The following is a 24,238-nucleotide window of genomic DNA, read 5'->3' on the forward strand; positions in this document are numbered from 1 at the left end:
CGGCCCGCTCAGGCGGCCGGCGCGGACTCGCCTGTCGACGGCGACGCGGCCGGAATCAGGAAATGCTCGCGGTAGTACTTCAGCTCGTCGATCGACTCGTGGATGTCCGCGAGCGCCGTGTGCATCGCGCGTTTCTGGAAGCCCTTGTAGATCGCGGGCTGCCAGCGGCGGCACAGCTCCTTCAACGTGCTGACGTCGAGATTGCGGTAGTGGAAGAATTTCTCGAATTCGGGCATCCAGCGCGCCATGAAACGGCGGTCCTGGCAGATCGAGTTGCCGCACATCGGCGACTTGCCCGGCGACACGTACTGCGCGAGGAACGCCTGCAGTTGCGCGGCGGCGTCCGCCTCGGTCACGGTCGACGCGCGCACGCGGTCGATCAGGCCCGAGCGGCCGTGCGTCGACTTGTTCCAGTCGTCCATCTTCGCGAGCGTTTCGTCGCTCTGGTGGATCGCGAACACGGGGCCTTCGACGGCGATGTCGAGCGTGGAATTGGTCACGACGACCGCGATCTCGATGATGCGGTCGTTATCCGGGTCGAGGCCCGTCATCTCCATGTCGAGCCAGACGAGGTTCAACTCGTTGCGCACGAGCGCGGGCTGGCTGGCGGAAGCGGCGGTATCGGTCATGAGTCATCCTGGAAAATGGCGGACGGCGCGCAGCGCCGCCCAGGCGGCCGGCAGCGCATCAGCGGGCCCGGTCCGCAAGAACATATAATTCTCGCATAGAACCCTTTGGCGCCTTCGATGTCACCCTTTTCGTTCACCCTGCTGTTCGCGCTCGCCGTGCTCGCGATGGTCGTCACCAAGCTGTGGCTCGCGTCGCGGCAGATCCGCTTCGTCGCCGCGCACCGCAACGGCGTGCCCGCGCAGTTCAGCGCAACCATCCCGCTGACCGCTCACCAGCGCGCGGCCGACTATACGGTCGAGCGCACCCGGCTGACCATGCTCGAGATCGTCGTCAGCGCGGCCGTGCTGGTCGGCCTCACGCTGCTCGGCGGCGTCGGCGCGCTCGACACGCTGCTGACCGGCTGGCTCGGCCGCGGTTACGGGCAGCAGGTCGCGCTCGTCGCCGCGGTGCTCGTGATCACGAGCGTGATTGACGTCCCGTTCGAGTATTACCGCCAGTTCGGCATCGAGCAGCGTTTCGGCTTCAACCGGATGACGAAGCGGCTGTTCTTCACCGACATGCTGAAAAACTCGCTGCTCGGCGCCGCGCTCGGCCTGCCGCTGCTGTTCGTCGTGCTGTGGCTGATGAATCAGGCCGGCAGCCTGTGGTGGCTGTGGACCTGGATCGTCTGGGTCGCGTTCCAGATGCTCGTGCTGCTGATCTACCCGACCTTCATCGCACCGCTCTTCAACAAGTTCGAACCGCTGAAGGACGACGCGCTGCGCTCGCGCATCGAGTCGCTGATGAAGCGCTGCGGCTTCGCAGCGAAGGGGCTGTTCGTGATGGACGGCAGCCGCCGCTCCGCGCACGGCAACGCGTACTTCACGGGCTTTGGCGCATCGAAGCGGATCGTGTTCTTCGACACGCTGCTCGCGCGCCTGTCCGGCCAGGAAATCGAAGCCGTACTCGCGCACGAACTCGGCCATTTCAAGCGCCGCCACGTGATGAAGCGGATGCTCGTGTCGTTCGTGCTGAGCCTCGTGCTGCTCGCGCTGCTCGGCTGGCTTGCGCAACGCACCTGGTTCTATACGGGGCTCGGCGTCACGCCGTCGCTCGACACGAGCAACGCGGGCGCCGCGCTCGTGCTGTTCTTCCTCGCGATTCCGGTGTTTCTGTTCTTCGCGACGCCGTTCAGCAGCCTCACGTCGCGCAAGCACGAATTCGAGGCCGACGCGTTCGCGGCCAGCCAGACTGACGCGCAGGATCTCGTCAGCGCGCTCGTGAAGCTCTACGAGGACAACGCGTCTACGCTGACGCCCGACCCCGTCTACACGGCCTTCTATTACTCGCATCCGCCCGCATCGCAGCGGATCGACCGCCTGCTGCAGCTCGCATGAGCCGGCCGCCTTCCCGCAAGCCGGCCCCGCGCGCGTCGGGCGCGCAACGTGTCGAAGGCCGCGTGATCGCGGCGCACGGCCGCCACTACATCGTCGCGCCCGACGACGGCGGCCCGATGCTGCAGTGCTTCCCGCGCGGCAAGAAGAGCGACATCGCGGTCGGCGACCGCGTCGTGTACGAACACGCGTCGGCCGACCAGGGCGTGATCGTCGAGATCGGCGAACGGCGCAACCTGCTGTATCGTTCCGACCAGTTCAAGTCGAAGCTCTTCGCGGCCAACCTCGACCAGTTGCTGATCGTGCTCGCTACCGAGCCCTATTTCAGCGAGGACCTGCTCGGCCGCGCACTGATCGCGGCCGAAGCGAACGAGCTGAAGCCGCTCGTCGTGCTGAACAAGATCGACGTCGAAGCCGCTCTGCCGGTCGCGCGCGAGCGCCTCGCGCCGTACCGCGCACTCGGCTACGACGTGCTCGAGCTGTCGGTGAAGGGCTCGCCCGACGACGCGCGCGCGCAACTGATGCCGCGCCTGGCCGGCCATTCGACGATCCTGCTCGGCCAGTCCGGGATGGGCAAGTCGACGCTCGTGAACCTGCTCGTTCCCGATGCCGAAGCCGCGACGCGCGAGATCTCGGCCGCGCTCAACAGCGGCCGCCACACGACGACGTTCACGCGCCTCTACCCGCTGGAGGGCGGCGGCGCGCTGATCGATTCGCCGGGCTTCCAGGAATTCGGCCTCTACCATCTGACGGAAGGCCGTCTCGAGCGCGCGTTTCCGGAGTTCCGGCCGTTGCTCGCCGACTGCCGTTTCTATAATTGTCATCATCTGCACGAGCCCGGCTGCGCGATTCTCGAAGCGGTCGCCGACGGCCGTATCGCGCCGTCGCGGCACGCGCTGTACGCGCAGCTCGTGCACGAGGCAAGCCAGATCGTCCGCTGACCGCGCGACAGGCGTGCGGCGGCCGATGCCGTTCAGGCCGGCCTTCATCGACAGGAGCCGCCATGCGTTTCAAGGCACCCAATCTTGCGACGGCGCAGCATTGGGCCAACGTGCTTCAGGTGGCCGGCATCGGTTGCGAACTGCATAACTGCTACGCGACCGGCGCACTCGGCGGCCTGCCCGCCGACGCGTGCACGCCCGAGCTGTGGCTCGACGACGAACGCGACGACGCGCTCGCTCGCCGGCTCCTCGATGCCGCGTCGCACGGCCCGTCGGCCGGCGCCGCGCCGTGGCGCTGCCGACAGTGCGGCGAAGCGCTCGAGGCCCAGTTCACGGCGTGCTGGCAATGCGGCGCCGTGCGCGATCCGCTCGACGACTGACCCACAGCAAAAAGGCCGGCATCAAGCCGGCCTTTGCTTTTCATCGGGCACTGCGCGGCCCCGTCACGACACCCAGACGGCGAGCGTCAGCATCAGCAGCAGGATCATCCACAGGATCACCGCTCGCCAGACGAGGCCGACCGCCGACTGCAGCGTACGCGGCGTGCAATCGTCACCGACCGTCAACGGACCGCTGTCGCCGACTGCCAGCGCGTCGAGGCTCGACGGTTCCGCGAGCGGCCCCGCGAGACGCGCACCGAGCGCCCCGCTGCCAGCGGCCAGCAGCACACCGTCGTTCGGGTCGGGCCACTGGCGTGTGTGATTGCGCCACGCGTAGATCGCATCCTCGAAATTGCCGACGATCGCGAAGCCGAGTGCCGTCAGTCGCGCGGGAATCCAGTCGATCACGAAGAACGCGCGTTGCGCGAACGTCGAGAAGGCGGCCGTGCGGTCGTCGCCCGGCGTCGACCAGCTGCGTGCGAGGTATTCGGAAATCCGGTACAGCACGGCACCGGCCGGACCGATCGGCAGCACATACCAGAAGAACACGCCGAACACGTGGCGATGCGATGCGACAACCGCGTGAATCAGCGTATGGCGGACGATTTCGCCGACCGGCATGTCGACCGTGTCGATGCCCGTCCACTCGCGCAGGATTTCGCGCGCGCGCGGCACGTCGTCATTGTTGAGCGCGAGATGGATGTCGGTGAAGTAATGGCTGAACTGGCGGAAGCCAAGCGTGAAATACACGACGACCACGTTCCACAGGAACGCGAGCACGAAGCTCACCTTGTACAGCAGGAAATAGATCAGTGCGACGACCAGTACCCACGGCAGCACGACCGCGAGCCAGGCGAGGATACCGTGCTTCTGCTTGCCGGCGTCGAGGCCATGCGCGACGGTTTCCGCATGAAACTGAAACAGCGCGAACACCGGATTGTTCGGCGACAACGCGCGGACCTGTTCGATGATGAGGGCTAGGAGAACCGAAAAGAAAGTCATGCGTGGCGCCGTCTTCGGAGTTATGTCATTTTTTGCATAACGATAGCACAGCGTAAGCCGAGCATGGCTGCAGGCGCAGCCGCCCGGCGGCCAGCCGCGCGCGTGAACCGGTGTGCGCGCCTATGCAGCGGCCAAGAAGCGGTACAGATTGCGAAACATGGCGGCAGTTGCGCCCCAGATGAAGTAATGCCCGCCTGGTCTGCCGTTCGGATAGGGCATCGCAAAAAAACGACGCTCGCCGCCTTCCCAGCGGAACACGCGGACTTCATGGTTCGCGGGATTCATCAGGAACGCGAGCGGCACCTCGAAGATCTCGGCGACCTCGAACGTGTCGGCCTGCACGGTGAACGGCGGATGCACGAGGCCGACCACCGGTGCCACACAGAAGCCGGTGCCGGTCAGGTAGTCGGGCAGCGCGCCGAGGATCTCGACACGTTCGGCGGCCAGCCCGATCTCTTCCTTCGCCTCGCGCAGTGCGGTGGCGATCGCGTCGCGATCGAACGGTTCGCGACGACCGCCGGGAAAGCTGATCTGCCCGGCATGGTCGTTCAGGTGGTCGGCGCGCTGGGTCAGCAGCACGGTGAGACCCGCCTCGCGGGCGACGAGCGGCACGAGGACGGCCGCGCTGCGCGGGTCGACGCCCTCCTGCAGTCTCGCCTCTCCGGGCTCGACGCTCCAGTCGAGCGTGCGCGCGAAACGGTCGCGCAAACCGGACGGCGTCATCAGGCGGGGATCGATGGCGGGCAGTCCAGCGCCGGTGCCTTCGACCGGCAATACTTCGGGATCGATGATGGGGCGGCGATTCAATGGGGCTCTCGGGTTCGTGTCGTATAGAGCATATTGTCGCGCCAGAATGAAAAAAGCACCCGGTCGGGTGCTTTTTCCTTACAGCTCTTACTCTTGGGAAGCTGCTGCGGTGCGATCCTTCGACACCAGCTTTTCCTTGATTCGAGCCGACTTGCCCGAACGCTCGCGCAGGTAGTACAGCTTCGCGCGACGCACATCGCCGCGGCGCTTCACAACGATGCTCGCCAGCAGCGGCGAGTACGTCTGGAACGTACGCTCGACGCCTTCGCCCGACGAGATCTTGCGGACGATGAAGTTCGAGTTCAGGCCACGGTTGCGAATCGCGATCACGACGCCTTCGTAAGCCTGAACGCGCTTGCGGTTACCTTCAACCACGTTCACGTTCACGATCACCGTGTCGCCCGGGGCGAATTCGGGGATCGTCTTGCCGGCGAGCGCGCGCTCGATTTCTTCCTGCTCAAGTTTTGCGATGAGGTTCATCACTGACTCCTATTGCCATCGTGTCGGCGTTTGCACCTGCCTGCTCCCAGGCCGGCCCCGATAGAGGATGGATTCACATCAGGCACCGCGCACGCATGCGCGGCACCGCCAATTCCCGCCCGCGACGCCGCCTCAGGAGGCGTCCTTCGCTTCGCGTGCGAGGTTCGCGAGCCATGCCTCGTCGGCACGGCTCAACAACTTTTCGCGACGCGCCCGGACGATCAGGTCCGGCCGCTTCCGCAACGTATTCCGCAATGCTTCCTGGCGCCGCCACCGCTCGATCTCGGCATGATGCCCGCCGAGCAGCACGTCCGGCACGCGCACGCCGTCGTATTCCTCGGGGCGCGTGTAGTGCGGACAATCGAGCAGGCCGTCGACGAAACTGTCCTGCACGGCCGACTGCGAATCGTTCAGCACACCGGGCAGCAGCCTCACGACCGCATCCATCATCGCCATCGCCGGCAGTTCCCCGCCGGACAACACGAAATCGCCGAGGCTGATTTCCTCGTCGACGCAACGGTCGAGCAGGCGCTGGTCGATCGCTTCATAGCGGCCGCACAGCACGACGACACCCGGTTCCTGCGCCATCCGCACCGCACGCTCGTGCGTGAGCGGCGCACCCTGCGGCGACATCATCACCACGCGCGTGCTCGCGATGCCCTGCTCCGCCTGCGCTGCTTTCGCGGCGCCGATCGCGGCTTCGAGCGGCCTGGCCAGCATCACCATGCCCGGACCGCCGCCGTACGGACGATCGTCGACCGTGCGGTAGTTGTCCGTCGTGAAATCACGCGGGTTCCAGGTGCGCAGCCCGAAGCGCCCCTGCTTGACGGCCCGGCTGGTGATTCCCCAGTCGGTCAGTGCGCGGAACATCTCGGGAAAGAGCGTGACGACGTCGAACTGCACCGCGCTCTCGGTAACCTGGTTCATTTCAGTAATCGGCTTCCCAGTCGACGACGATGCGACGCGCCGCCTGGTCCACCGTTTTGACGTATACGCCGACAAACGGTATCAACCGTTCGTCGGTGGTCGGCTGACCGTCTTTGCCGGTCGCCGGATACTCGACACGCATGATCGAATGCACGCCGTTGTCGATCATCCCGCTCACTTTCCCGAGCGCCACCGATTGCTCGTTGACGACATCGAGGCCGATCAGGTCGACCCAATAGAATTCGTCCGCGGCCAATGCCGGAAAATCTTCCCGGCGCACGAACACGCGAAAGCCGCGCATGGCCAGTGCGGCATCGCGGTCGCTGACGCCCGCGGGTTGCGCAACGACGGTGTCGCTGTGCGTCTTCGACTGCATGATGCGGACGGAAAGCCGCTCCGCACCGCGCTCCAGCCACCAGCGGCGCGCGTTGAGCAACGCGTCGCCGCCGCGACCGGCATCGGCATGCGCCGCCACCTTGACCCAGCCCTTCAGGCCATAGGCGTCGACCACCGCCCCGACCTCGACGGCATCGTCTGGCCAGGCCTGCGTCGCTTCGAGGCTACCCTGTTCGGCAGCCTGACCGGCGTTCGCGACAACGTCGCGCTCGACCGGCTTGCGGACGAATGCGCCGAATGACGCACGCCCGCGCCTTACATTACCGGAATCGTGACCCGCCATCAATGCACCTCACAGCCGGCACGACCGGCACACCGTGCCATGTTAGGCAGCCGGTTGCGCCTTTTGCGCTTCCTTCACGAGACGCTGGACGGTCGGCGACAGTTGCGCGCCAACACCTTGCCAGTACGTCAGGCGGTCCTGAGCGATACGCAGCGATTCGCCCTTCGTAGCGACCGGGTTGTAGAAACCGACGCGCTCGATGAAGCGGCCGTCACGACGGTTGCGCGAATCGGTAGCAACGATGTTGTAGAACGGGCGCTTCTTCGAGCCGCCACGAGCCAGACGGATGATAACCATATGATGTCCTTCGGAAAACCGGGTTCGAAACTACTGAAACACGCGATTATAGCCGGAAACCAGAGGTACAACAAACACTTACGCGTAAAAAATCCGCGGACGGCCTGTCCGCCGGGCATACAATCGTCGTGTCCAGGACGCTCCCGACCGTCATGCCGCTCCTTCGCGCCGCCCCGACGCGCCGCGCGCAGCACCGTTTCATCGCGCTGCTTGCCGGCCTTGCCTGCCTCGCGTCCGCAACGGCGTTCGCCGCAACGTTGCCGGTCTATGAACTCGTCGTGCCGCCCGGCTTCCACGTGGAAGTGCTGACCGACGCGGTACCGACCGCACGCGAAATGGCGTGGTCGCCGCGCGGCATCCTGTATGTCGGCACTCGGGAAGGCCGCGTGCATGCGTTCGAGATGCACGAGGGTCGGATCCGCGCGCGCCACGTGATCGCGTCCGGACTCGACATGCCCGTCGGCGTAGCCTACCGCGACGGTGCGCTCTATATATCAGCCGTGTCGCGCATCCTGCGCCTCGATCGCATCGACGACCGGCTCGCCAAGCCACCGCCCCCTGCCGTCGTGACCGACGCGCTGCCGACCGACCACCATCACGGCTGGAAATTCATCGCGTTCGGCCCCGACGGCAAGCTTTACGTGCCGACCGGCGCACCGTGCAATGTCTGTCTCGCCGATCGCAGCCGCTACGCGATCATTGCGCGCATGAAGGCCGACGGCAGCGGAAGCGAGGTCGTCGCCCGCGGCGTGCGCAATACCGTCGGCTTCGCGTGGCACCCCGATTCGGGCGAGCTGTGGTTTACCGACAACGGGCGCGACATGCTGGGCGACGACGTGCCCGACGACAAGCTGAACCGCGCGCCGCGCGCCGGCCTCGACTTCGGTTTTCCGTACTGCCATGGCGGCGATACGCCCGACCCCGAATTCGGCAGCGCCGACGTATGCCGCCGTTACATGCCGCCCGTATTGAAACTCGGCGCACACGTCGCGGCGCTCGGCATGCGCTTCTATACCGGGCCGATGTTTCCGGCGTCGTATCGCAATAACGTGTTCATCGCCGAACACGGTTCGTGGAACCGCAGCACGAAGGTCGGCTACCGCGTGATGCGAGTCGTCGTATCGGCGGACGGCAGCCAGGCGCGCCAGACCCCGTTCGTCCAGGGCTGGCTCCGCCCCGACGGCACAGTGTGGGGACGCCCGGCCGACGTGCTGCCGCTGCCGGACGGTTCGCTGCTCGTGAGCGACGACTACGCAGGCGCAATCTACCGCGTGACCTATGCGGCACCTTGACGCAGGCCGGGGGTGACCGGTCCCGACCGGGCATCGTAGAATGCGTGCCGGGCCGCGCGCCCGCGCCGGCCCGCCGGCCGCCCACGCCAACGACAATACGCCGCCATCCATGTCCAGCAGCACCGCACCGTCCCGCCGTTTCCGTTCCAAGACGCTCACCGCCGCCCTCGCATTCCTGTTCGGTTCGCTCGGCGCGCACCGCTTCTATCTGTACGGCTTTCGCGACGTGTACGGCTGGGCACACCTGCTCGCGACGATCGTCGGCATCCCGGGCTTCCTCCTGCTCGCGGCGACCCAGCGCAGCGCCGGCCTCGGCTGGTGGCTCGCGGTACCCGGCGCGATCTCGCTGCTGGCGGCATTCCTTGCCGCACTCGTGTACGGGCTGCGCCCCGACGAAAAGTGGGACGCGCAATTCAACGCGGAGACGGGCAGGCACAGCCGGTCGGGCTGGACTGTGATCTTTGTCGTGATCTTCTCGCTGCTGATCGGTGCGTTCCTGCTGATGACCGCGCTCGCGCTGTCGTTCCAGACGTATTTCGAATCGCAGGTCGAAGCGGCGAAGCAGATTTCGCAGTAAGCGCAACGAGCGCGATGCCCGGCGCCGACGGACACCGGGATTGCGCGCCGCTTAGAACAGGTTCAACTGCATATCGTCGCGCGACTTCGCGCCGGCAGCGCGCGGCGCCGGCACCACGGCGGCCGGCGCGCCGCGAAACTGCGACAGATCGAGGATGCCGTTTGTGCGCTCGTTCAGCCCGAGCCGCTTGACGGCCTGGCGAAAACGCTGCCGCAACAGGTCGGCCCAGATCCCCTCGCCCTTCATCCGCTTCGAAAAATCCGAGTCGTAGTCTTTCCCGCCGCGCATGTCGCGCACGCGGTTCATCACGCGCTCCGCACGATCGGGAAAATGCGCGGCGAGCCAGCTCTTGAACAGCGGCGCGACCTCCCACGGCAACCGCAGGATGATGTAGCTCGCGTGCGTCGCGCCCGCTTCCGCGCACGCTTCGAGCACGCGCTCCATGTCGGGCTCGGTGACGAACGGAATCACCGGCGCAATGCTCACGCCGACCGGCACGCCCGCATCGCGCAGCGCGCGAATCGTGCGCAACCGGCGCGCCGGCGTCGCCGCCCGCGGCTCGAGCGTGCGCGAGAGATCGGCATCGAGCGTCGTGATCGTGACTGCCGCCATCACCTGCCCGCGCTCTGCCATCGGTGCAAGCAGGTCGAGATCGCGCTCGATCAGCGACGACTTCGTGATCGCGGCGAACGGCAACCCTCGATCGTGCATCACCTGGATCACGCTGCGCGTGATGCGCAGGTCGCGCTCGACCGGCTGATAGGCGTCGGTGTTGACGCCGAGCGCGATCGGCTCAGGCACGTAGCGCTTGCGCGAAATCTCGCGCTCGAGCAGTTCGGCCGCATTGACCTTCGCGTAGATGCGGCTTTCGAAATCGAGCCCCGGCGACAGGCCGAGATAGCTGTGCGTCGGCCGCGCGAAGCAGTAGATGCAGCCGTGCTCGCAACCGCGATACGGATTGAGCGATACGCCAAACGGAATATCGGGCGACTGGTTGTGCGTCAGGATGCTCTTCGCACGCTCCTCGAACACCTGCGTGCGCAGCGGCGCGGGGAAGTCGGCATCGTCCGACTCGTGGGTCCAGCCGTCGTCGACCGCTTCACGCTGCGCGATCTCGTACCGCCCCTGCAGGTTGTCGACCGCACCGCGCCCCTTGCGGGGCACGGGCGGCGCTACCGGAAATTCGTTGTCGGACCGATCGTCCATGTGCCCACCCATTCGCCTGCGCCCAATACTGTACATTTATACAGTATTGGGCGCAGCATGCCAAGGGCGGGATAAGGGGCCCGGTAACGGGCCGCCGGTGCGTCACTCGCCGACTGCAATCGTCAGCGTTTCCTTGATTTCCTCCATCACGACATAGCTCTTCGACTGCACGGCGCCGGGCAACTGCAGCAGGATGTCGCCGAGCAGCTTCCGGTAGTCGGCCATCTCGCCGATCCGCGCCTTGATCAGGTAGTCGAAATCGCCGGATACGAGGTGGCATTCGAGCACCTCGTCGATCTTCATCACTTCCCGACGGAATTGCTCGAACATGTTGCCGCCCTTGTGGCCGAGCGTGATCTCGACGAACACCAGCAGCGCGGCACCCAGCTGGCCCGGGTCGACCCGCGCGTGATAACCGGTGATTACGCCGTCCCGCTCCATGCGCCGCACGCGCTCGATGCACGGCGTGACAGTCAGGCCGACCTGTTCCGCGAGGTCTTTCATCGCCATCCGGCCGTCGTCCTGGAGCAGTTTGAGGATGCGCCGGTCGAGCTTGTCGAGCGAGCGTACGGGCTGACGTTGCGTTCTCATTTGTTTATGCTGAAAACCTAAAAAATACGATAACAAAACCTGCACATTCGACAATACCATAGCTCAAAAAACTAGATCAGCTAGAGGTTACACGGAGCCGCGGGTGCGTCCGGCCTCGATCTGGTCCCTTCCATCTGGAGCAGCTATGCGAGTCGTCATTCTGGGCAGCGGTGTGGTGGGCGTGGCAAGCGCGTATTACCTCGCGCGCGCCGGTCATGAAGTTACGGTGATCGACCGGGAAGCCGGCCCTGCGCTCGAGACGAGCTTCGCGAACGCGGGCCAGATCTCCCCCGGCTATGCCGCGCCGTGGGCCGCGCCGGGCGTGCCGCTGAAGGCCGTCAAGTGGATGTTCGAAAAGCATGCGCCACTCGCGATCCGTCTTGACGGCACGCGCTTCCAGCTCCAGTGGATGTGGCAGATGCTGCGCAACTGCACGACCGAGCGCTATGCGGTCAACAAGGGCCGCATGGTGCGCCTCGCCGAATACAGCCGCGACTGCCTGCAGGCGTTGCGCGCCGACACCGGCATCCAGTACGAAGGCCGCACCGGCGGCACGCTGCAACTGTTTCGCACGCAGCAGCAACTCGACGGCGCGGCGAAGGACATCGCCGTGCTGCAGGAAGCGAACGTGCCGTTCGAACTGCTGTCGCCGGCCGACCTGAAGAATGCCGAACCGGCGCTCGCCGCCGTATCGCACAAGCTGACGGGCGGCCTGCGCCTGCCGGGCGACGAAACGGGCGATTGCCAGCTGTTCACGACGCGCCTCGCGGCGCTCGCCGAATCGCTCGGCGTCAAGTTCCGCTACAACACGCCGATCGATGCGCTCGCGATTGCCGGCGGCAAGATCGCCGGCGTGCAATGCGGCAGCGAGACGGTGCGCGCGGACGCGTACGTCGTCGCCCTCGGCTCGTATTCGACCAGCTTCATCTCGAACCTGATGAAGATTCCGGTCTACCCGTTGAAGGGCTATTCGATCACCGCGCCGATCGTCAACGAAGCGGCCGCGCCCGTGTCGACCGTGCTCGACGAGACCTACAAGATCGCGATCACGCGTTTCGACCAGCGCATCCGCGTCGGCGGCATGGCGGAAATCGTCGGCTTCGACAAGAACCTGCGCGCCGCGCGCCGCGAAACGCTCGAGATGTGCGTGAACGACCTGTTCCCGGGCGGCGGCGACACATCGAAGGCGACGTTCTGGACAGGCCTGCGCCCGATGACGCCGGACGGCACGCCGATCGTCGGCCGCACGCCGGTGTCGAACCTGTTCCTGAACACCGGCCACGGCACGCTCGGCTGGACGATGTCGTGCGGTTCGGGCCAACTGCTCGCGGACCTGATCTCGGGCAAGAAGCCGGCGATCCAGGCCGACGACCTGTCGGTGCACCGCTACCTGAAGGAAGTGGCCGGCCAGACGCGCCCGGCATACGCATAAGCCGCGGCTGCCCGCGGCAATGCGGGCCGGCCGGCATCGAAAAAAAAAGGGGCGCTCGCAGCGCCCCTTTTTCCTTGTGCTTACCGCTGAAGCGTCACGCCACGTCAGCCGAGCTCGGCCACGAGCTCCGGCACGAGCGTGAACAGATCGCCGACGAGGCCGTAGTCGGCCACGCTGAAGATCGGCGCTTCCGGATCCTTGTTGATCGCGACGATCACCTTCGAATCCTTCATGCCTGCCAGATGCTGGATCGCACCCGAGATGCCGACCGCGATGTACAGCTGCGGCGCGACGATCTTGCCGGTCTGGCCAACCTGGTAGTCGTTCGGCACGTAGCCGGCGTCGACTGCCGCACGCGATGCACCCAGTGCCGCGCTCAGCTTGTCGGCCAGCGGCTCGAGCACCTTCGTGTAGTTCTCGCCGCTGCCCAGGCCGCGGCCGCCCGACACGATGATGCTCGCGCTGGTCAGTTCCGGACGGTCCAGCTTCGTCACTTCACGGCTCACGAACTGCGACTTGCCGGCATCGGCTGCTGCTTCGATCTTCTCGATCGCTGCGCTACCGCCTTCGGCCGCTACCGGATCGAAACCCGTCGCACGCACCGTGATGACCTTGATCGGGTCGCTCGACTGCACCGTTGCGATCGCGTTGCCTGCGTAAATCGGGCGCTCGAACGTGTCGGCCGAATCGACCGCCGTGATGTCCGAGATCTGCGCGACGTCCAGCTTCGCGGCGATACGCGGCGCGATGTTCTTGCCGTAGGCCGTGGCCGGCGCGAGGATGTGCGAGTAGTCCTTCGCGATGTTCAGCGCGGTCGCTTCGACGTTTTCCGCGAGGCCCGCTTCGAGCTGCGGCGCGTCGGCCAGCAGCACCTTCGAAACACCTGCGATCTTCGCTGCCGCGTCTGCCGCCGCTTGGGCGTTGTGGCCCGCGACCAGCACGTGAATGTCGCCGCCGATCTTCGCAGCAGCCGCCACCGTGTTCAGCGTCGCGGCCTTGATCGACGCGTTGTCGTGTTCTGCAATCACCAGAATCGTCATTTCTTTGCGCTCCCTCTTACAGCACCTTGGCTTCGGTCTTCAGCTTCTCGACCAGCGTCTTCACGTCCGGCACCTTCACGCCGGCCGCGCGCTTCGGCGGCTCGACCACCTTCAGCGTCTTCAGACGCGGCGCGACGTCCACGCCCAGGTCTTCCGGCTTCACGGTTTCCAGCGGCTTCTTCTTCGCCTTCATGATGTTCGGCAGCGTCACGTAGCGCGGCTCGTTCAGGCGCAGGTCGGTCGTGATCACCGCCGGCAGCGTCAGCGACAGCGTTTCCGCGCCGCCGTCGACTTCGCGCGCAACGGTTGCCTTGCCGTCGGCAACCGTCACCTTCGACGCGAACGTCGCTTGCGGCAGGCCGGCCAGCGCGGCCAGCATCTGGCCCGTCTGGTTCGAATCGTCGTCGATTGCCTGCTTGCCGAGGATCACCAACTGCGGCTGTTCCTTGTCGACCAGCGCCTTCAGGATCTTCGCGACGGCCAGCGGCTCGACGCTGTCGGTCGACTCGACCAGGATCGCGCGGTCCGCACCGATCGCCAGCGCCGTGCGCAGCGTTTCCTGCGCCTGCGTCACGCCCACCGATACGGCGATCACTTCGGTCGCGACGCCCGCTTCCTTCAGGCGCACCGCTTCTTCAACGGCGATTTCGTCGAACGGGTTCATCGACATCTTCACGTTCGCGATGTCGACACCCGTGTTGTCCGACTTCACGCGGACCTTCACGTTGTAATCGACCACTCTTTTCACTGGCACCAGGATTTTCATGCACACGCTCCAAAGTTACGAATACGACCAGAGGCCATTCTATAGCGAGGCCTCATGACTGCGCGGCCAAGCGGACCCATCCATCGTGGCTGTCGAGGATACCGCTTCTTGGCGACGCGCCAATGATAGCGAACGGTCGTTCTATTTTAAAAGAGAAAAAACCCGGACGCAAAGCCCGGGGTTTCGATCATCGACTCTAATCCCGCCGGGCGTCCCGTGCTCTGCCCGTTACCAGGCGGCAATAACCGCGCCGCCGAACTTGCCTTCGATGAACTGCTTCACGTCGGCCGAATGATAGGCCGCGATCAGTTTCGCGACCCACGGCTTGTCCCGGTCCGCGTCGCGAATCGCGAGGATGTTCGCGTACGGGCCGTTCGGACCCTCGATCGCGATCGCGTCCTGTTTCGGTTTCAACCCTGCTTCCATCGCGTAGTTGGTATTGATCGCGGCCGCGTCGACGTCGCCGAGCGAGCGCGGAATCTGCGCCGCATCGAGTTCGACGATCTTCAGCTTGCGCGGATTGTCGACGATATCGAGCGGCGTCGCCTTCAGCCCCGCATCCGCGCGCAGCTTCAGGAGCCCCTGCTTTTGCAGCAACAGCAGCGCACGGCCGCCGTTGGTCGGGTCGTTCGGGACCGCGATGCGCGCGCCGGGCTTCAGTTCAGCCAGCGACTTCACGCGCTTCGAATAGATGCCCATCGGGAACGTGACGGTATCCGCGACCTTGATCAGCTTGTAGCCGCGATCCTTCACCTGCGCCTGCAGATACGGATCGTGCTGGTAGCTGTTCGCGTCGAGGTCGCCCGACGCGAGCGCCGCGTTCGGCTGCACGTAATCGGAGAATTCGACGATGCGGATCTCGAGGCCGCTCTTCGCCGCGACCTTCTTCACCGCTTCCATGATCTGCGCGTGCGGCCCGCCCGTCACGCCCACCTTGATGGTTTCGGCCTGTGCGTGCGCACCCGCGAACAGCGCGGCTGCGCCGAGTGCCGCCGCGAATTTCAGCATAAAGCGTCGTTGCATCGTCTCTCCCCTAATGGATCAATTTCGTCTTATTTGTGGCTCAGCCGGCGGACGAGCCAGTCGCCGAACGACTGCACGATCTGCACGAACACGATCAGGATCGCGACGACCGTCCACATCACTTCCGGCAGATAGCGCTGGTAGCCGTAGCGAATCCCGAGATCGCCGAGCCCGCCGCCTCCGATCGCGCCCGCCATCGCCGAATAGCCGACCAGCGACACGAACGTGATCGTCAGGCCCGCCACGACGCCCGGCAGCGATTCGGGCAACAGCACCTTGAATACGATCTGCGACGTGGTCGCGCCCATCGATTGCGCGGCCTCGATCAACCCTCGATCGACTTCGCGCAACGCCGTCTCGACGAGACGCGCGATGAACGGCGCGGCCGCCAGCGTCAGCGGCACGACCGCCGCGGCCGTGCCGATCGACGAACCCGTGACGAGCCGCGTAAACGGAATCACCGCGACCAGCAGGATGATGAACGGCGTCGAGCGGACCGCGTTCACGATGCCGCCGAGCACACGATTCACCGCGAGGTTCTGCAGCACGCCCTGGCGATCGGTCAGGTAGAGCAGCACGCCGAGCGGCAGACCGACAAGCGCGCCGACCGCCCCGGAAATGCCGACCATGATCAGCGTCTCCCAGAACGACTGCACGAACATATCGAACATCTCACTCAACATACGAAAGCTCCTCTACCACCACACCTTGCTCGCGCAGGAACGCGAGCGCCTGCCCGACCTTGCCCGGCTCGCCGCCCGCGAGCACCGCGAGCGAACCGAATGCCTGCCCCTGGATCTCGTCGATCTGGCCGTGCAGGATGTTGAAATCGAGTTCGTAACGGCGGATCGTCTCCGACAGGATCGGCTGATCGACACCCGAGCCCGTGAACGCGAGCCGCAGCAGATGCCCGCTGCCCGTCTTCAGCCGCTCGGCCACGCGCACCTTCAGCGCGGGCGGCAGTTCCTGCGCGATCACGTCGCCGATCAGCGCGCGCGTCACTTCGTGATGCGGCTGCAGGAACACGTCGATCACGCGGCCCTCCTCGACCACCCGCCCCGCATCGAGCACCGCGACGCGATCGCACACCTGCTTGATCACTTCCATCTGGTGCGTGATCAGCACGATCGTCAGGCCGAGTTCGCGGTTGATGCGCTTCAGCAGGTCGAGGATCGAACGTGTGGTTTCGGGATCGAGCGCGGACGTCGCTTCGTCCGACAACAGCACCTTCGGCTGGCTCGCGAGCGCGCGTGCGATGCCGACACGCTGCTTCTGTCCGCCGCTGATCTGCGCCGGGTAACGATCCTTCTGCGCGGACAGCCCGACGAGGTCGAGCAGTGGCAGCACGGCGGCCTCGATGTCGGCACGGCTTGCGCCGGCCAGCTCCAGCGGCAGTGCGACGTTGTCGAACACCGTGCGCGACGACAGCAGGTTGAAGTGCTGGAAGATCATGCCGATCTCGCGGCGCGCCTCGCGCAGCGCGCCGGCCGGCAGCAGCGTGAGATCGCGCCCGCCGACGACGACATTGCCTTCGGTCGGCCGCGTGAGCAGGTTGATGGTGCGCACGAGCGTGCTCTTGCCGGCGCCGCTTCGGCCGATGATGCCGAACACCTCGCCCTGCGGGATCGTCAGGTTGACGTTGTGCAGCGCCTCGACCCAGCCGCTCGGCCCGGGAAAACGCTGCGAAAGATTGCGTAATTCGATCATGTAAACAAAACGGCGGCCGGCTGGCGAGCAGGCCCGCCAGTCGGCCACCGATGCATCTGGAATAGCCGGCGATTTTACCGCAAACCCCTCATTCCACTTAATAATCGATTTCGATCTTTTCATAACCTCACGAAATTAGAGGGACACCGCTGGCCCGCCGCGACAATGCCGCGACTATGATCCGGAACACGCATGCCAACGAACAGGGGACACGCCAGATGACCGCCACCACCACGCCGGCCACCGCACCTGCCACCGCCGGATCGGCGCCTGCGTCGCCGCCGGCGCCGAAAATGGGCCGGCTGCGCACCGCGGATGGGCTCGAACTGGCGTCGTACCGCTGGTCGGCCGGCAGCGACACCGCGCCGCCGTGCGCGACGCTCGCGCTCGTACACGGCCTCGCCGAACACGCTGGCCGTTATGCCGCGCTCGCCGGCCGGCTGAATGCGGCGGGCATCGACGTGCTCGCGATCGATCTGCGCGGGCACGGCCAGTCGCCCGGCAAGCGAGCCTGGGTCGAGCGTTTCGACGATTACCTGAACGATGCGGATGCGCTGGTCGCCGAAGCAGCGCGCGGCGATACGCCGCTGTTCCTGATGGGACACAGCATGGGCGGCGCGGTCGCCGCGCTGTACGCGATCGAACGTGCGCCGGCCTGCGGCCATGCGCTGACGGGCCTCGTGCTTTCGAGCCCGGCACTCGCACCGGGGCGCGACGTGCCGCGGTGGATGCTCGCGGTGAGCCGCGTCATCAGCCGCGCGTGGCCAACCTTCCCCGCGATCCGGATCGATGCGGCGCTGCTGTCGCGCGATCCGGCCATCGTCGCGGCCAATCGTGCCGATCCGCTCGTGCATCACGGCGCGGTGCCCGCGCGCACCGGCGCGGAGATTCTCGACGCGATGGCGCGCATCGAACGCGGCCGCGGCGCGCTGCGCGTCCCGGTGCTCGTCTATCACGGCACCGAGGACAAGCTGACCGAACCCGACGGCAGCCGCGCGTTCGGCGCGCACGTCGGCTCGCCCGATCGCACGCTGACGCTATACGATGGCGGTTTCCACGAAACGATGAACGATCTCGAACGCGACCGCGTGATCGACGCGCTGATCGCGTGGATTCACGCGCGCGTGCCGGCGCGCTAAGCGCGTCGGCACGACCGGCCGGTCAGATGCCGGCCAGCACGCGCAGGTGCGCGACGACGCTGCGCCCGAGTGCGGACAGGTTGTAGCCGCCTTCGAGACAACTCACGATGCGGCCCTGCGCATGACGACGCGCCACGTCGACGATCTGCGCGGTCAGCCATTCGAAGTCGGCCTCGACGAGGCCGAGGTTGCCGATGTCGTCCTCGCGATGCGCATCGAAGCCCGCCGACACGAACAGCATCTGCGGCTTGAACGCATCGAGACGCGGCAGCCAGAACATGTCGACGGCTTCGCGGATCGCCATCCCGTTGCTGCGCGCGGGCATCGGCAGGTTGACCATGTTCGGCGCCTGGTGGTCGATACCCGAGAACGGGTACAGCGGATGCTGGAAGAAACTGCACATCAGCACGCGCTCGTCGTTTGCAAACGCAGCCTCGGTGCCGTTGCCGTGGTGCACGTCGAAATCGACGATCGCCACACGCTCGATGCCGTGTACGTCGAGCGCATGCCGTGCGGCGATCGCGACGTTGTTGAAGAAGCAAAAACCCATCGCGCGCGCGGGCTCCGCATGGTGGCCGGGCGGCCGGACGCTGCAGAACGCATTCGCGTAGCGGCCTTCGATCACCGCGTCGGTCGCCGCGATCGCGGCACCGGCTGCGCGCAGCGCCGCGCGCCACGTGCCGCGGTTCATCAGCGTATCGGGATCGATCTCGACGTAGCCGTCGACCGGCGTCATGCTCCGGATGTAGTCGATGTGCGCCTGCGTATGCACACGGCCCAGCGCCACCTCGCTCGCGAACGGCGCGGTTTCGTGCACGATCAGGTCGTCGATGCGGCTCGCAATCAGTTGATCCTGGATCGCCGATAATCGGGCCGGGCATTCCGGATGCCATTCCCCCATCTCGTGCAGCATGCAGTCGGGGTGCGTATAGAAAGCGGTTGCCATAAGCTGTCATCCGCAGCGCGCGGTGCGCCGCAGGTCTCCATCAATGATGTCCATCGTCTGCCGCGAATTCGCCGCTAACTTACCACAACGGGGCCCCGTTTCGCCCCGGCGCGCCGGATGCGTCGGGTATACTGCGCCGTACCCAATCGCCCCGCCCGCCCGCTTCGACATGAATTCCAGCAAGCCTGCCGCCCTTCTCTCCGCGTTGCTCCGTGTTCGCGCTCCGCTCGTCGTCGCCACCGTCGCCGCGGCCCTCGGCGCGGCGCCTGCCGGCGCGCAGACGCAGCCTGCGAAACCTGCCGGCACGCGCGTCGCACAGGCCCAGCCCCAGCAGCCGACGCCGCAAGGCCAGACCTTCGAAGAGGAAATCGTTCCGCAGCGTTACGCGAGCAACGCGAAGGTCGACGCGTTCATCGACGAGATGGTGAGCCGCAACGGCTTCGACTCCGCGAGCCTGCATGCGCTGTTCTCGCGCATCAGCTATTCGGCGACGGCGGTCAAGCTCGTGAAGCCCGCCGCGTCGCCGACGGTCAAGAACTGGCGCGTCTATCGCTCGCGCTTCATCGAGCCGATCCGCATTAATGCGGGCGTGAAGTTCTGGAAAGCCAACCAGGCGACGCTGGAGCGCGCATCCCGGGAGTTCGGCGTGCCGCCCGAGGTGATCGTCGGCATCATCGGCGTCGAGACGATCTATGGCCGCTACATGGGCAATTTCCGCGTGCTCGACGCGCTGACGACGCTCACGTTCGACTATCCGGACACGCCGAATCGCGACAGCCGCCAGGCAACGTTCCGCAAGAACCTCGAGGATTTCCTGGTCTGGACCCGCGACAACCAGCTCGATCCGACCACCGTGCTCGGCTCTTATACAGGTGCGATCGGGATTCCGCAGTTTCTGCCGAGCAGCATCCGCGAATATGCGGTTGACTTCGACGGCACGGGCCACGTCGATCTGCGCAGCAGTCCTGTCGACGCGATCGGCAGCGTTGCGAACTACCTGAAGCAGCACGGCTGGGAAACCGACCGCCCGGTGGTCTGGCAGATCACGCCCGATACGGGCAGCCTGGGGATCGCACAGGCCGCCGCCGACGGCCAGCCCGAACCGCACTGGGCACTGTCGCAACTGATGCGCGCGGGCATGACGCTGAACGAACCGGCGGTCAACATCACCACCGAAGCCGCCACGCCGGTGACCGTGGTCGACCTGCCGTCGCCGGGGCGCGCGACCGAATACATGCTCGGGCTGAAGAATTTCTACGTGCTGACGCGCTACAACCGCAGCTTCTTCTACGCACTCTCCGTGTATCAGCTCGGCGAGGCCGTGAAGGCGCAGATGGAAGCGAGCGGCGCGCTGAAGCCGGCCGACGCTGACGAGCAAGCGCAGTAAGCAACGCACCCACCCAAACAAAAAGCGCCGCAACTAAACCTGCGGCGCTTTTTTTTATCGCGTGCGGACCGGGCTCAGGCCGGGAACACGCCCGTGGACAGATAGCGGTCGCCGCGATCGCAAACGATGAACACGATCGTCGCGTTCTCGACCTGACGCGCGATGCGCATCGCGACTTCGCACGCGCCGCCCGACGAAATGCCCGCGAAGATGCCTTCGACAGCCGCCAGCCGGCGTGCCATCGTTTCGGAGGCGGCCTGGCTCACGCTCTCGACGCGGTCGACACGGCTGCGATCGAAGATCGTCGGCAGATAGGCTTCCGGCCACTTGCGGATGCCCGGAATGCGCGAACCTTCTTCCGGCTGCGCACCGACGATCTCGATCGCGGAATTCTGTTCCTTCAGATACTGCGACACGCCCATGATCGTGCCGGTCGTGCCCATCGCCGACACGAAGTGCGTCACCCGCCCGTCGGTATCGCGCCAGATCTCCGGGCCGGTCGCTTCGTAGTGCGCGACCGGGTTGTCGGGGTTGGCGAACTGGTCGAGGATCACGCCCTTGCCTTCGCGCTGCATCTGGTCAGCGAGATCGCGCGCCAGTTCCATTCCGCCCTTCACGGGCGTCAGGATGATTTCGGCACCGTAAGCGGCCATGCTCTGGCGACGCTCGACCGACAGGTCCTCCGGCATGATCAGTACCATCTTGTAGCCGCGGATCGCCGCTGCCATCGCGAGCGCGATGCCCGTGTTGCCGCTCGTCGCCTCGATCAGCGTATCGCCCGGCTTGATGCGCCCGCGCGCCTCGGCCTTGCTGATCATCGACAGCGCCGGGCGATCCTTCACGGAACCGGCCGGATTGTTGCCTTCGAGCTTCGCGAGCACCACGTTGTTGCGCGCGCGAATCTCGTCGTCCGGCAAGCGGACCAGTTGCACGAGCGGCGTATTGCCGATCGTGTCTTCGATAGTTTTGTAAGCCATGGATATACCGTGAGTACGAGGCCGATCAATCAATCGATCGATTGTAAACCAGCACCGCCGCTCGCGCCGGCAACCCCTTTGCGACGATGGAATACGCATGCCGTGCGATTCGCGATCGCCGCGCACGCAAAAAACCCGCGGCATGCCGCGGGAAGCCGTCGCAATGACGGCGACTGAAGGAGCTCTTTGTCGGTCGCGCGCGACGCGTTACTTCTGCGCGGTGCGGGCAGGCGCGGCGGCGGCCTTTGCTGCTGCCGGCTTGCCCGCGACCGGCGCGGCTGCGGTACCCGAGCCCGCCGCACCTATCGTCAGCCCTTCCTGCTGAAGTCGCTCGACGGTATGGCCACCCATGCCTTTTACGCGTGACGCGAGATCTTCCGCATTCCTGAACGGACCGCGCGCGCCGCGTTCGTCGAGAATCGCCTTCGCCCGCGCCGGGCCGATGCCCTTGATGCCGACGAGCGCATCCTCGTTCGCGGTGTTGACGTCGACGGCCGCCCAGGCCGACGCGACTGCGCCGAGCATGACCGCTGCGGCAAACCATTTCCTGATCATGTGCTGGATCTCCGATGAAAACGGCCGGCGGCTGCCGACCGTGAGACCCAGTCTATCGATGCAACGCTTCCGTTTAAACCTGGCCGGACAGCCAACGAACGTAGCGGTCGACGCCTTCCTGCACCGTCAGGAACGGCGCGTCGAAGCCGGCCGCGCGCAGTTTCGTCTGGTCGGCCTGCGTGAAGCACTGGTACTTGCCGCGCAGCGCATCGGGGAACGGCACGTATTCGATCAGTCCCTGCTCGACCTGCTGCGCGAGCGTCAGCGGCGGCAGGTTGTCGAGTGCACGCAGCGTATTCACGACCGTCGACGCGATATCGTTGAACGGCTGCGCACGGCCCGTGCCGAGGTTGAAGATGCCCGACTTCTCCGGATGATCGAAGAAGAACAGGTTCACCTTCGCGACGTCCTCGACCGACACGAAGTCACGCGTCTGCTCGCCCGGCGCATAGCCGTTGTACTCGCCGAACAGCTTCACCTTGCCTTCCGCGCGGAACTGGTTGAAGTTGTGGAACGCCACCGACGCCATGCGGCCCTTGTGCGTTTCGCGCGCGCCGTACACGTTGAAATAGCGGAAGCCTGCGATCTGGCTCTTCGCGGTCGGCAGCACGCGACGGATCACCTGGTCGAACAGGAACTTCGAATAGCCGTACACGTTCAGCGGCGCCTCGACCTCGCGCTCCTCGACGAAACGCGTCGAACCGCCGTAGATCGCGGCCGAAGACGCGTACAGGAACTGTGCGCCCTGTGCGAGGCACGCGTCGAGCACCGCGCGGCTGTAGCGGAAGTTGTTGTCCATCATGTAGCGGCCGTCGGTTTCCATCGTGTCCGAACAGGCGCCTTCGTGGAACACCGCGCGCACCTTGCCGAAATCGCCGCGCGCGAAGCGTTCGACGAATTCCGTCTTGTCGAGATAATCGTCGATCTCGCAATCGACAAGATTGCGGAACTTGTCCGCGCGCGTCAGGTTGTCGACCGCGATGATGCGCGTCTCGCCGCGCTCGTTGAGCGCCTTGACGATATTCGCGCCGATAAAACCGGCCGCGCCGGTGACGATGAGGGTCATGATCGTCCTGCCTGAAAAGTGCGAGCCACTCGTGCGGCGCGCTCGTCGCGCCGCCGAATGCGCTCAGTGAAACAGTTCGTCGTAGTCCACCGTGGCCGTGCCGAGCTTGCCGACCACGATGCCTGCCGCGCGATTCGCGAGCACGACCGCGTCGACGAGCGGCACGCCTGCGCCGAGCATCGTCGCGACCGTCGCGATCACGGTATCGCCCGCGCCCGACACGTCGTACACCTCGCGCGCGAGCGCCGGTGCGTGCAGTTCGCCGGTGGCGGAAAAGAGCGTCATGCCCTCTTCCGAACGCGTGAGCAGCAACGCGTCGATGCCGAGTTCCGCACGCAGATTCGCGACACGCGCGCGCAGATCGTCTTCCGATTTCCACTGCCCGACCACTTCGCGCAACTCCGCGCGATTCGGCGTGATCAGCGAGGCGCCGCGATAGCGCGCCCAGTCGTCGCCCTTCGGGTCGACGAGGACGGCCTTGCCGGCCGCACGCGCTTTCTCGATCATCGTCGTGACGTGCGTCAGGCCGCCCTTCGCGTAATCCGACATCAGCACGACGTCGTGCTGCGGCAGCAGCGCGTCGAAGCGCGCGAGCCCCGCGAGCAGCACCTCGTGCGTCGGCATCGCCTCGAAGTCGACGCGCAGCAGTTGCTGCTGGCGTGCGAGCACGCGCAGCTTGATCGTGGTCGGCAGCGTCGGGTCGCGCTCGAGATACGGCGTCACGCCGCTGCTGCCGAGCAGCTCGACGATCCGCTCGCCGGGTTCGTCGCAACCGACGACGCACAGCAACCCGGCCTGGCCGCCGAGCGTCACGGCATTGCGCGCGACGTTGGCCGCACCGCCGAGCCGCTCTTCCTGACGCTGCACGTGCACGACCGGCACGGGTGCTTCAGGCGAAATGCGATCGACGTTGCCGAACCAGTAACGGTCGAGCATCACGTCGCCGACGACAAGCACACGCGAGCGCGCGAGCTGCGCGCGCGGCACCGGAACGACTTCGCGGAGAGTATTCATCGTG

27 protein-coding genes are annotated in these 24,238 nt (G+C 65.8%); 8 read left to right on the forward strand and 19 right to left on the reverse strand.

Annotated features, from left to right (window positions below):
- Positions 1-8: 8 nt before the first annotated feature.
- The gene (orn, locus tag DM992_RS16220) at positions 9-629 is read right to left on the reverse strand and encodes an oligoribonuclease (RefSeq protein WP_111017556.1); all 621 of its coding nucleotides are present in this window, start codon (positions 627-629) and stop codon (positions 9-11) included.
- Positions 630-746: 117 nt separating this feature from the next.
- Here orn and DM992_RS16225 point away from each other — a divergent pair, with 117 nt between their 5' ends.
- From DM992_RS16225 to DM992_RS16235, 3 genes are all read left to right on the forward strand, one after another.
- Entirely contained in the window at positions 747-2,006 is a 1,260-nt protein-coding gene (locus DM992_RS16225; protein WP_111017557.1) for a M48 family metallopeptidase, read from the forward strand.
- Entirely contained in the window at positions 2,003-2,944 is a 942-nt protein-coding gene (gene rsgA, locus DM992_RS16230; RefSeq protein ID WP_111017558.1) for a ribosome small subunit-dependent GTPase A, read from the forward strand. Before DM992_RS16225 ends, rsgA begins: the two co-directional genes overlap by 4 nt.
- Positions 2,945-3,006: 62 nt before the next feature.
- The gene (locus DM992_RS16235) at positions 3,007-3,324 is read left to right on the forward strand and encodes a DUF2007 domain-containing protein (RefSeq protein WP_111017559.1); all 318 of its coding nucleotides are present in this window, start codon (positions 3,007-3,009) and stop codon (positions 3,322-3,324) included.
- Between the two features lie 63 nt (positions 3,325-3,387).
- Here DM992_RS16235 and DM992_RS16240 read toward each other — a convergent pair whose 3' ends face one another.
- From DM992_RS16240 to rpsP, 6 genes are all read right to left on the reverse strand, one after another.
- On the reverse strand, positions 3,388-4,326 hold the full coding sequence (locus tag DM992_RS16240; RefSeq protein WP_111017560.1) for a CobD/CbiB family protein: 939 nt from the start codon (positions 4,324-4,326) through the stop codon (positions 3,388-3,390).
- A gap of 120 nt (positions 4,327-4,446) precedes the next feature.
- Entirely contained in the window at positions 4,447-5,133 is a 687-nt protein-coding gene (locus tag DM992_RS16245; RefSeq protein ID WP_111017561.1) for a CoA pyrophosphatase, read from the reverse strand.
- Between the two features lie 87 nt (positions 5,134-5,220).
- Positions 5,221-5,613 carry a 50S ribosomal protein L19 gene (rplS, locus tag DM992_RS16250; RefSeq protein WP_011883860.1) on the reverse strand — a complete coding sequence of 131 codons (393 nt, stop codon included), beginning with the start codon at positions 5,611-5,613 and terminating at the stop codon, positions 5,221-5,223.
- Positions 5,614-5,745: 132 nt separating this feature from the next.
- Entirely contained in the window at positions 5,746-6,540 is a 795-nt protein-coding gene (gene trmD, locus DM992_RS16255; RefSeq protein WP_034183054.1) for a tRNA (guanosine(37)-N1)-methyltransferase TrmD, read from the reverse strand.
- A gap of 1 nt (position 6,541) precedes the next feature.
- A complete protein-coding gene (gene rimM / locus DM992_RS16260; protein ID WP_111017562.1) occupies positions 6,542-7,219 on the reverse strand; it encodes a ribosome maturation factor RimM in 678 nt (225 codons plus the stop codon).
- 42 nt (positions 7,220-7,261) lie between these two features.
- Positions 7,262-7,516, reverse strand: a complete 255-nt coding sequence (gene rpsP / locus DM992_RS16265) for a 30S ribosomal protein S16 (protein WP_006476550.1) — start codon at positions 7,514-7,516, stop codon at positions 7,262-7,264.
- A 152-nt stretch (positions 7,517-7,668) separates the two neighbouring features.
- Here rpsP and DM992_RS16270 point away from each other — a divergent pair, with 152 nt between their 5' ends.
- Entirely contained in the window at positions 7,669-8,808 is a 1,140-nt protein-coding gene (locus DM992_RS16270) for a PQQ-dependent sugar dehydrogenase (RefSeq protein WP_111017563.1), read from the forward strand.
- A gap of 109 nt (positions 8,809-8,917) precedes the next feature.
- Positions 8,918-9,385, forward strand: a complete 468-nt coding sequence (locus DM992_RS16275; RefSeq protein WP_111017958.1) for a TM2 domain-containing protein — start codon at positions 8,918-8,920, stop codon at positions 9,383-9,385.
- A 51-nt stretch (positions 9,386-9,436) separates the two neighbouring features.
- On the opposite strand, the gene DM992_RS16280 is transcribed toward DM992_RS16275, so the two are convergent.
- Together DM992_RS16280 and DM992_RS16285 are read right to left on the reverse strand one after the other, a co-directional pair.
- On the reverse strand, positions 9,437-10,603 hold the full coding sequence (locus DM992_RS16280; RefSeq protein WP_111017564.1) for a PA0069 family radical SAM protein: 1,167 nt from the start codon (positions 10,601-10,603) through the stop codon (positions 9,437-9,439).
- Between the two features lie 90 nt (positions 10,604-10,693).
- Entirely contained in the window at positions 10,694-11,182 is a 489-nt protein-coding gene (locus DM992_RS16285; protein ID WP_012492860.1) for an Lrp/AsnC ligand binding domain-containing protein, read from the reverse strand.
- A 145-nt stretch (positions 11,183-11,327) separates the two neighbouring features.
- Between DM992_RS16285 and DM992_RS16290 the strand changes: the two genes are divergently transcribed.
- Complete coding sequence (locus tag DM992_RS16290; RefSeq protein ID WP_065500480.1) at positions 11,328-12,614, forward strand: D-amino acid dehydrogenase; 1,287 nt, start codon at positions 11,328-11,330, stop codon at positions 12,612-12,614.
- A gap of 104 nt (positions 12,615-12,718) precedes the next feature.
- Here the strand turns inward: DM992_RS16290 and DM992_RS16295 are convergent, their stop codons facing one another.
- From DM992_RS16295 to DM992_RS16315, 5 genes are all read right to left on the reverse strand, one after another.
- A complete protein-coding gene (locus DM992_RS16295; protein ID WP_111017565.1) occupies positions 12,719-13,654 on the reverse strand; it encodes an FAD-binding protein in 936 nt (311 codons plus the stop codon).
- Between the two features lie 16 nt (positions 13,655-13,670).
- On the reverse strand, positions 13,671-14,420 hold the full coding sequence (locus DM992_RS16300; protein ID WP_047900131.1) for an electron transfer flavoprotein subunit beta/FixA family protein: 750 nt from the start codon (positions 14,418-14,420) through the stop codon (positions 13,671-13,673).
- Positions 14,421-14,648: 228 nt separating this feature from the next.
- Positions 14,649-15,443: a MetQ/NlpA family ABC transporter substrate-binding protein gene (locus DM992_RS16305; protein ID WP_111017566.1), complete on the reverse strand. Its 795-nt coding sequence runs from the start codon at positions 15,441-15,443 to the stop codon at positions 14,649-14,651.
- 29 nt (positions 15,444-15,472) lie between these two features.
- Positions 15,473-16,126 (reverse strand): methionine ABC transporter permease, encoded by a 654-nt coding sequence (locus DM992_RS16310; protein ID WP_006486982.1) that lies wholly within the window; start codon positions 16,124-16,126, stop codon positions 15,473-15,475.
- Entirely contained in the window at positions 16,116-17,150 is a 1,035-nt protein-coding gene (locus DM992_RS16315) for a methionine ABC transporter ATP-binding protein (protein WP_034183046.1), read from the reverse strand. The genes DM992_RS16310 and DM992_RS16315 overlap by 11 nt, the downstream gene beginning before the upstream one ends.
- Before the next feature lie 218 nt (positions 17,151-17,368).
- On the opposite strand from DM992_RS16315, the gene DM992_RS16320 reads away from it, so the two are divergent.
- Entirely contained in the window at positions 17,369-18,289 is a 921-nt protein-coding gene (locus tag DM992_RS16320; protein ID WP_111017959.1) for an alpha/beta hydrolase, read from the forward strand.
- A 22-nt stretch (positions 18,290-18,311) separates the two neighbouring features.
- Here DM992_RS16320 and DM992_RS16325 read toward each other — a convergent pair whose 3' ends face one another.
- Positions 18,312-19,235, reverse strand: a complete 924-nt coding sequence (locus DM992_RS16325) for a histone deacetylase family protein (protein WP_111017567.1) — start codon at positions 19,233-19,235, stop codon at positions 18,312-18,314.
- Between the two features lie 169 nt (positions 19,236-19,404).
- Here DM992_RS16325 and mltB point away from each other — a divergent pair, with 169 nt between their 5' ends.
- Positions 19,405-20,622 carry a lytic murein transglycosylase B gene (gene mltB, locus DM992_RS16330; RefSeq protein WP_239511294.1) on the forward strand — a complete coding sequence of 406 codons (1,218 nt, stop codon included), beginning with the start codon at positions 19,405-19,407 and terminating at the stop codon, positions 20,620-20,622.
- A 74-nt stretch (positions 20,623-20,696) separates the two neighbouring features.
- Here mltB and cysM read toward each other — a convergent pair whose 3' ends face one another.
- The 4 genes from cysM to rfaE1 all read right to left on the reverse strand — a co-directional run bounded on the left by cysM (position 20,697) and on the right by rfaE1 (position 24,234).
- The gene (cysM, locus tag DM992_RS16335) at positions 20,697-21,599 is read right to left on the reverse strand and encodes a cysteine synthase CysM (protein WP_111017569.1); all 903 of its coding nucleotides are present in this window, start codon (positions 21,597-21,599) and stop codon (positions 20,697-20,699) included.
- A 207-nt stretch (positions 21,600-21,806) separates the two neighbouring features.
- Complete coding sequence (locus DM992_RS16340; protein WP_111017570.1) at positions 21,807-22,154, reverse strand: helix-hairpin-helix domain-containing protein; 348 nt, start codon at positions 22,152-22,154, stop codon at positions 21,807-21,809.
- Positions 22,155-22,227: 73 nt separating this feature from the next.
- Entirely contained in the window at positions 22,228-23,220 is a 993-nt protein-coding gene (rfaD, locus tag DM992_RS16345; RefSeq protein WP_111017571.1) for an ADP-glyceromanno-heptose 6-epimerase, read from the reverse strand.
- 63 nt (positions 23,221-23,283) lie between these two features.
- Positions 23,284-24,234 (reverse strand): D-glycero-beta-D-manno-heptose-7-phosphate kinase, encoded by a 951-nt coding sequence (rfaE1, locus tag DM992_RS16350; protein WP_051983784.1) that lies wholly within the window; start codon positions 24,232-24,234, stop codon positions 23,284-23,286.
- Positions 24,235-24,238: the final 4 nt, after the last annotated feature.

Source organism: Burkholderia sp. JP2-270, from assembly GCF_003233675.1.
GTDB lineage: Bacteria > Pseudomonadota > Gammaproteobacteria > Burkholderiales > Burkholderiaceae > Burkholderia > Burkholderia pyrrocinia_C.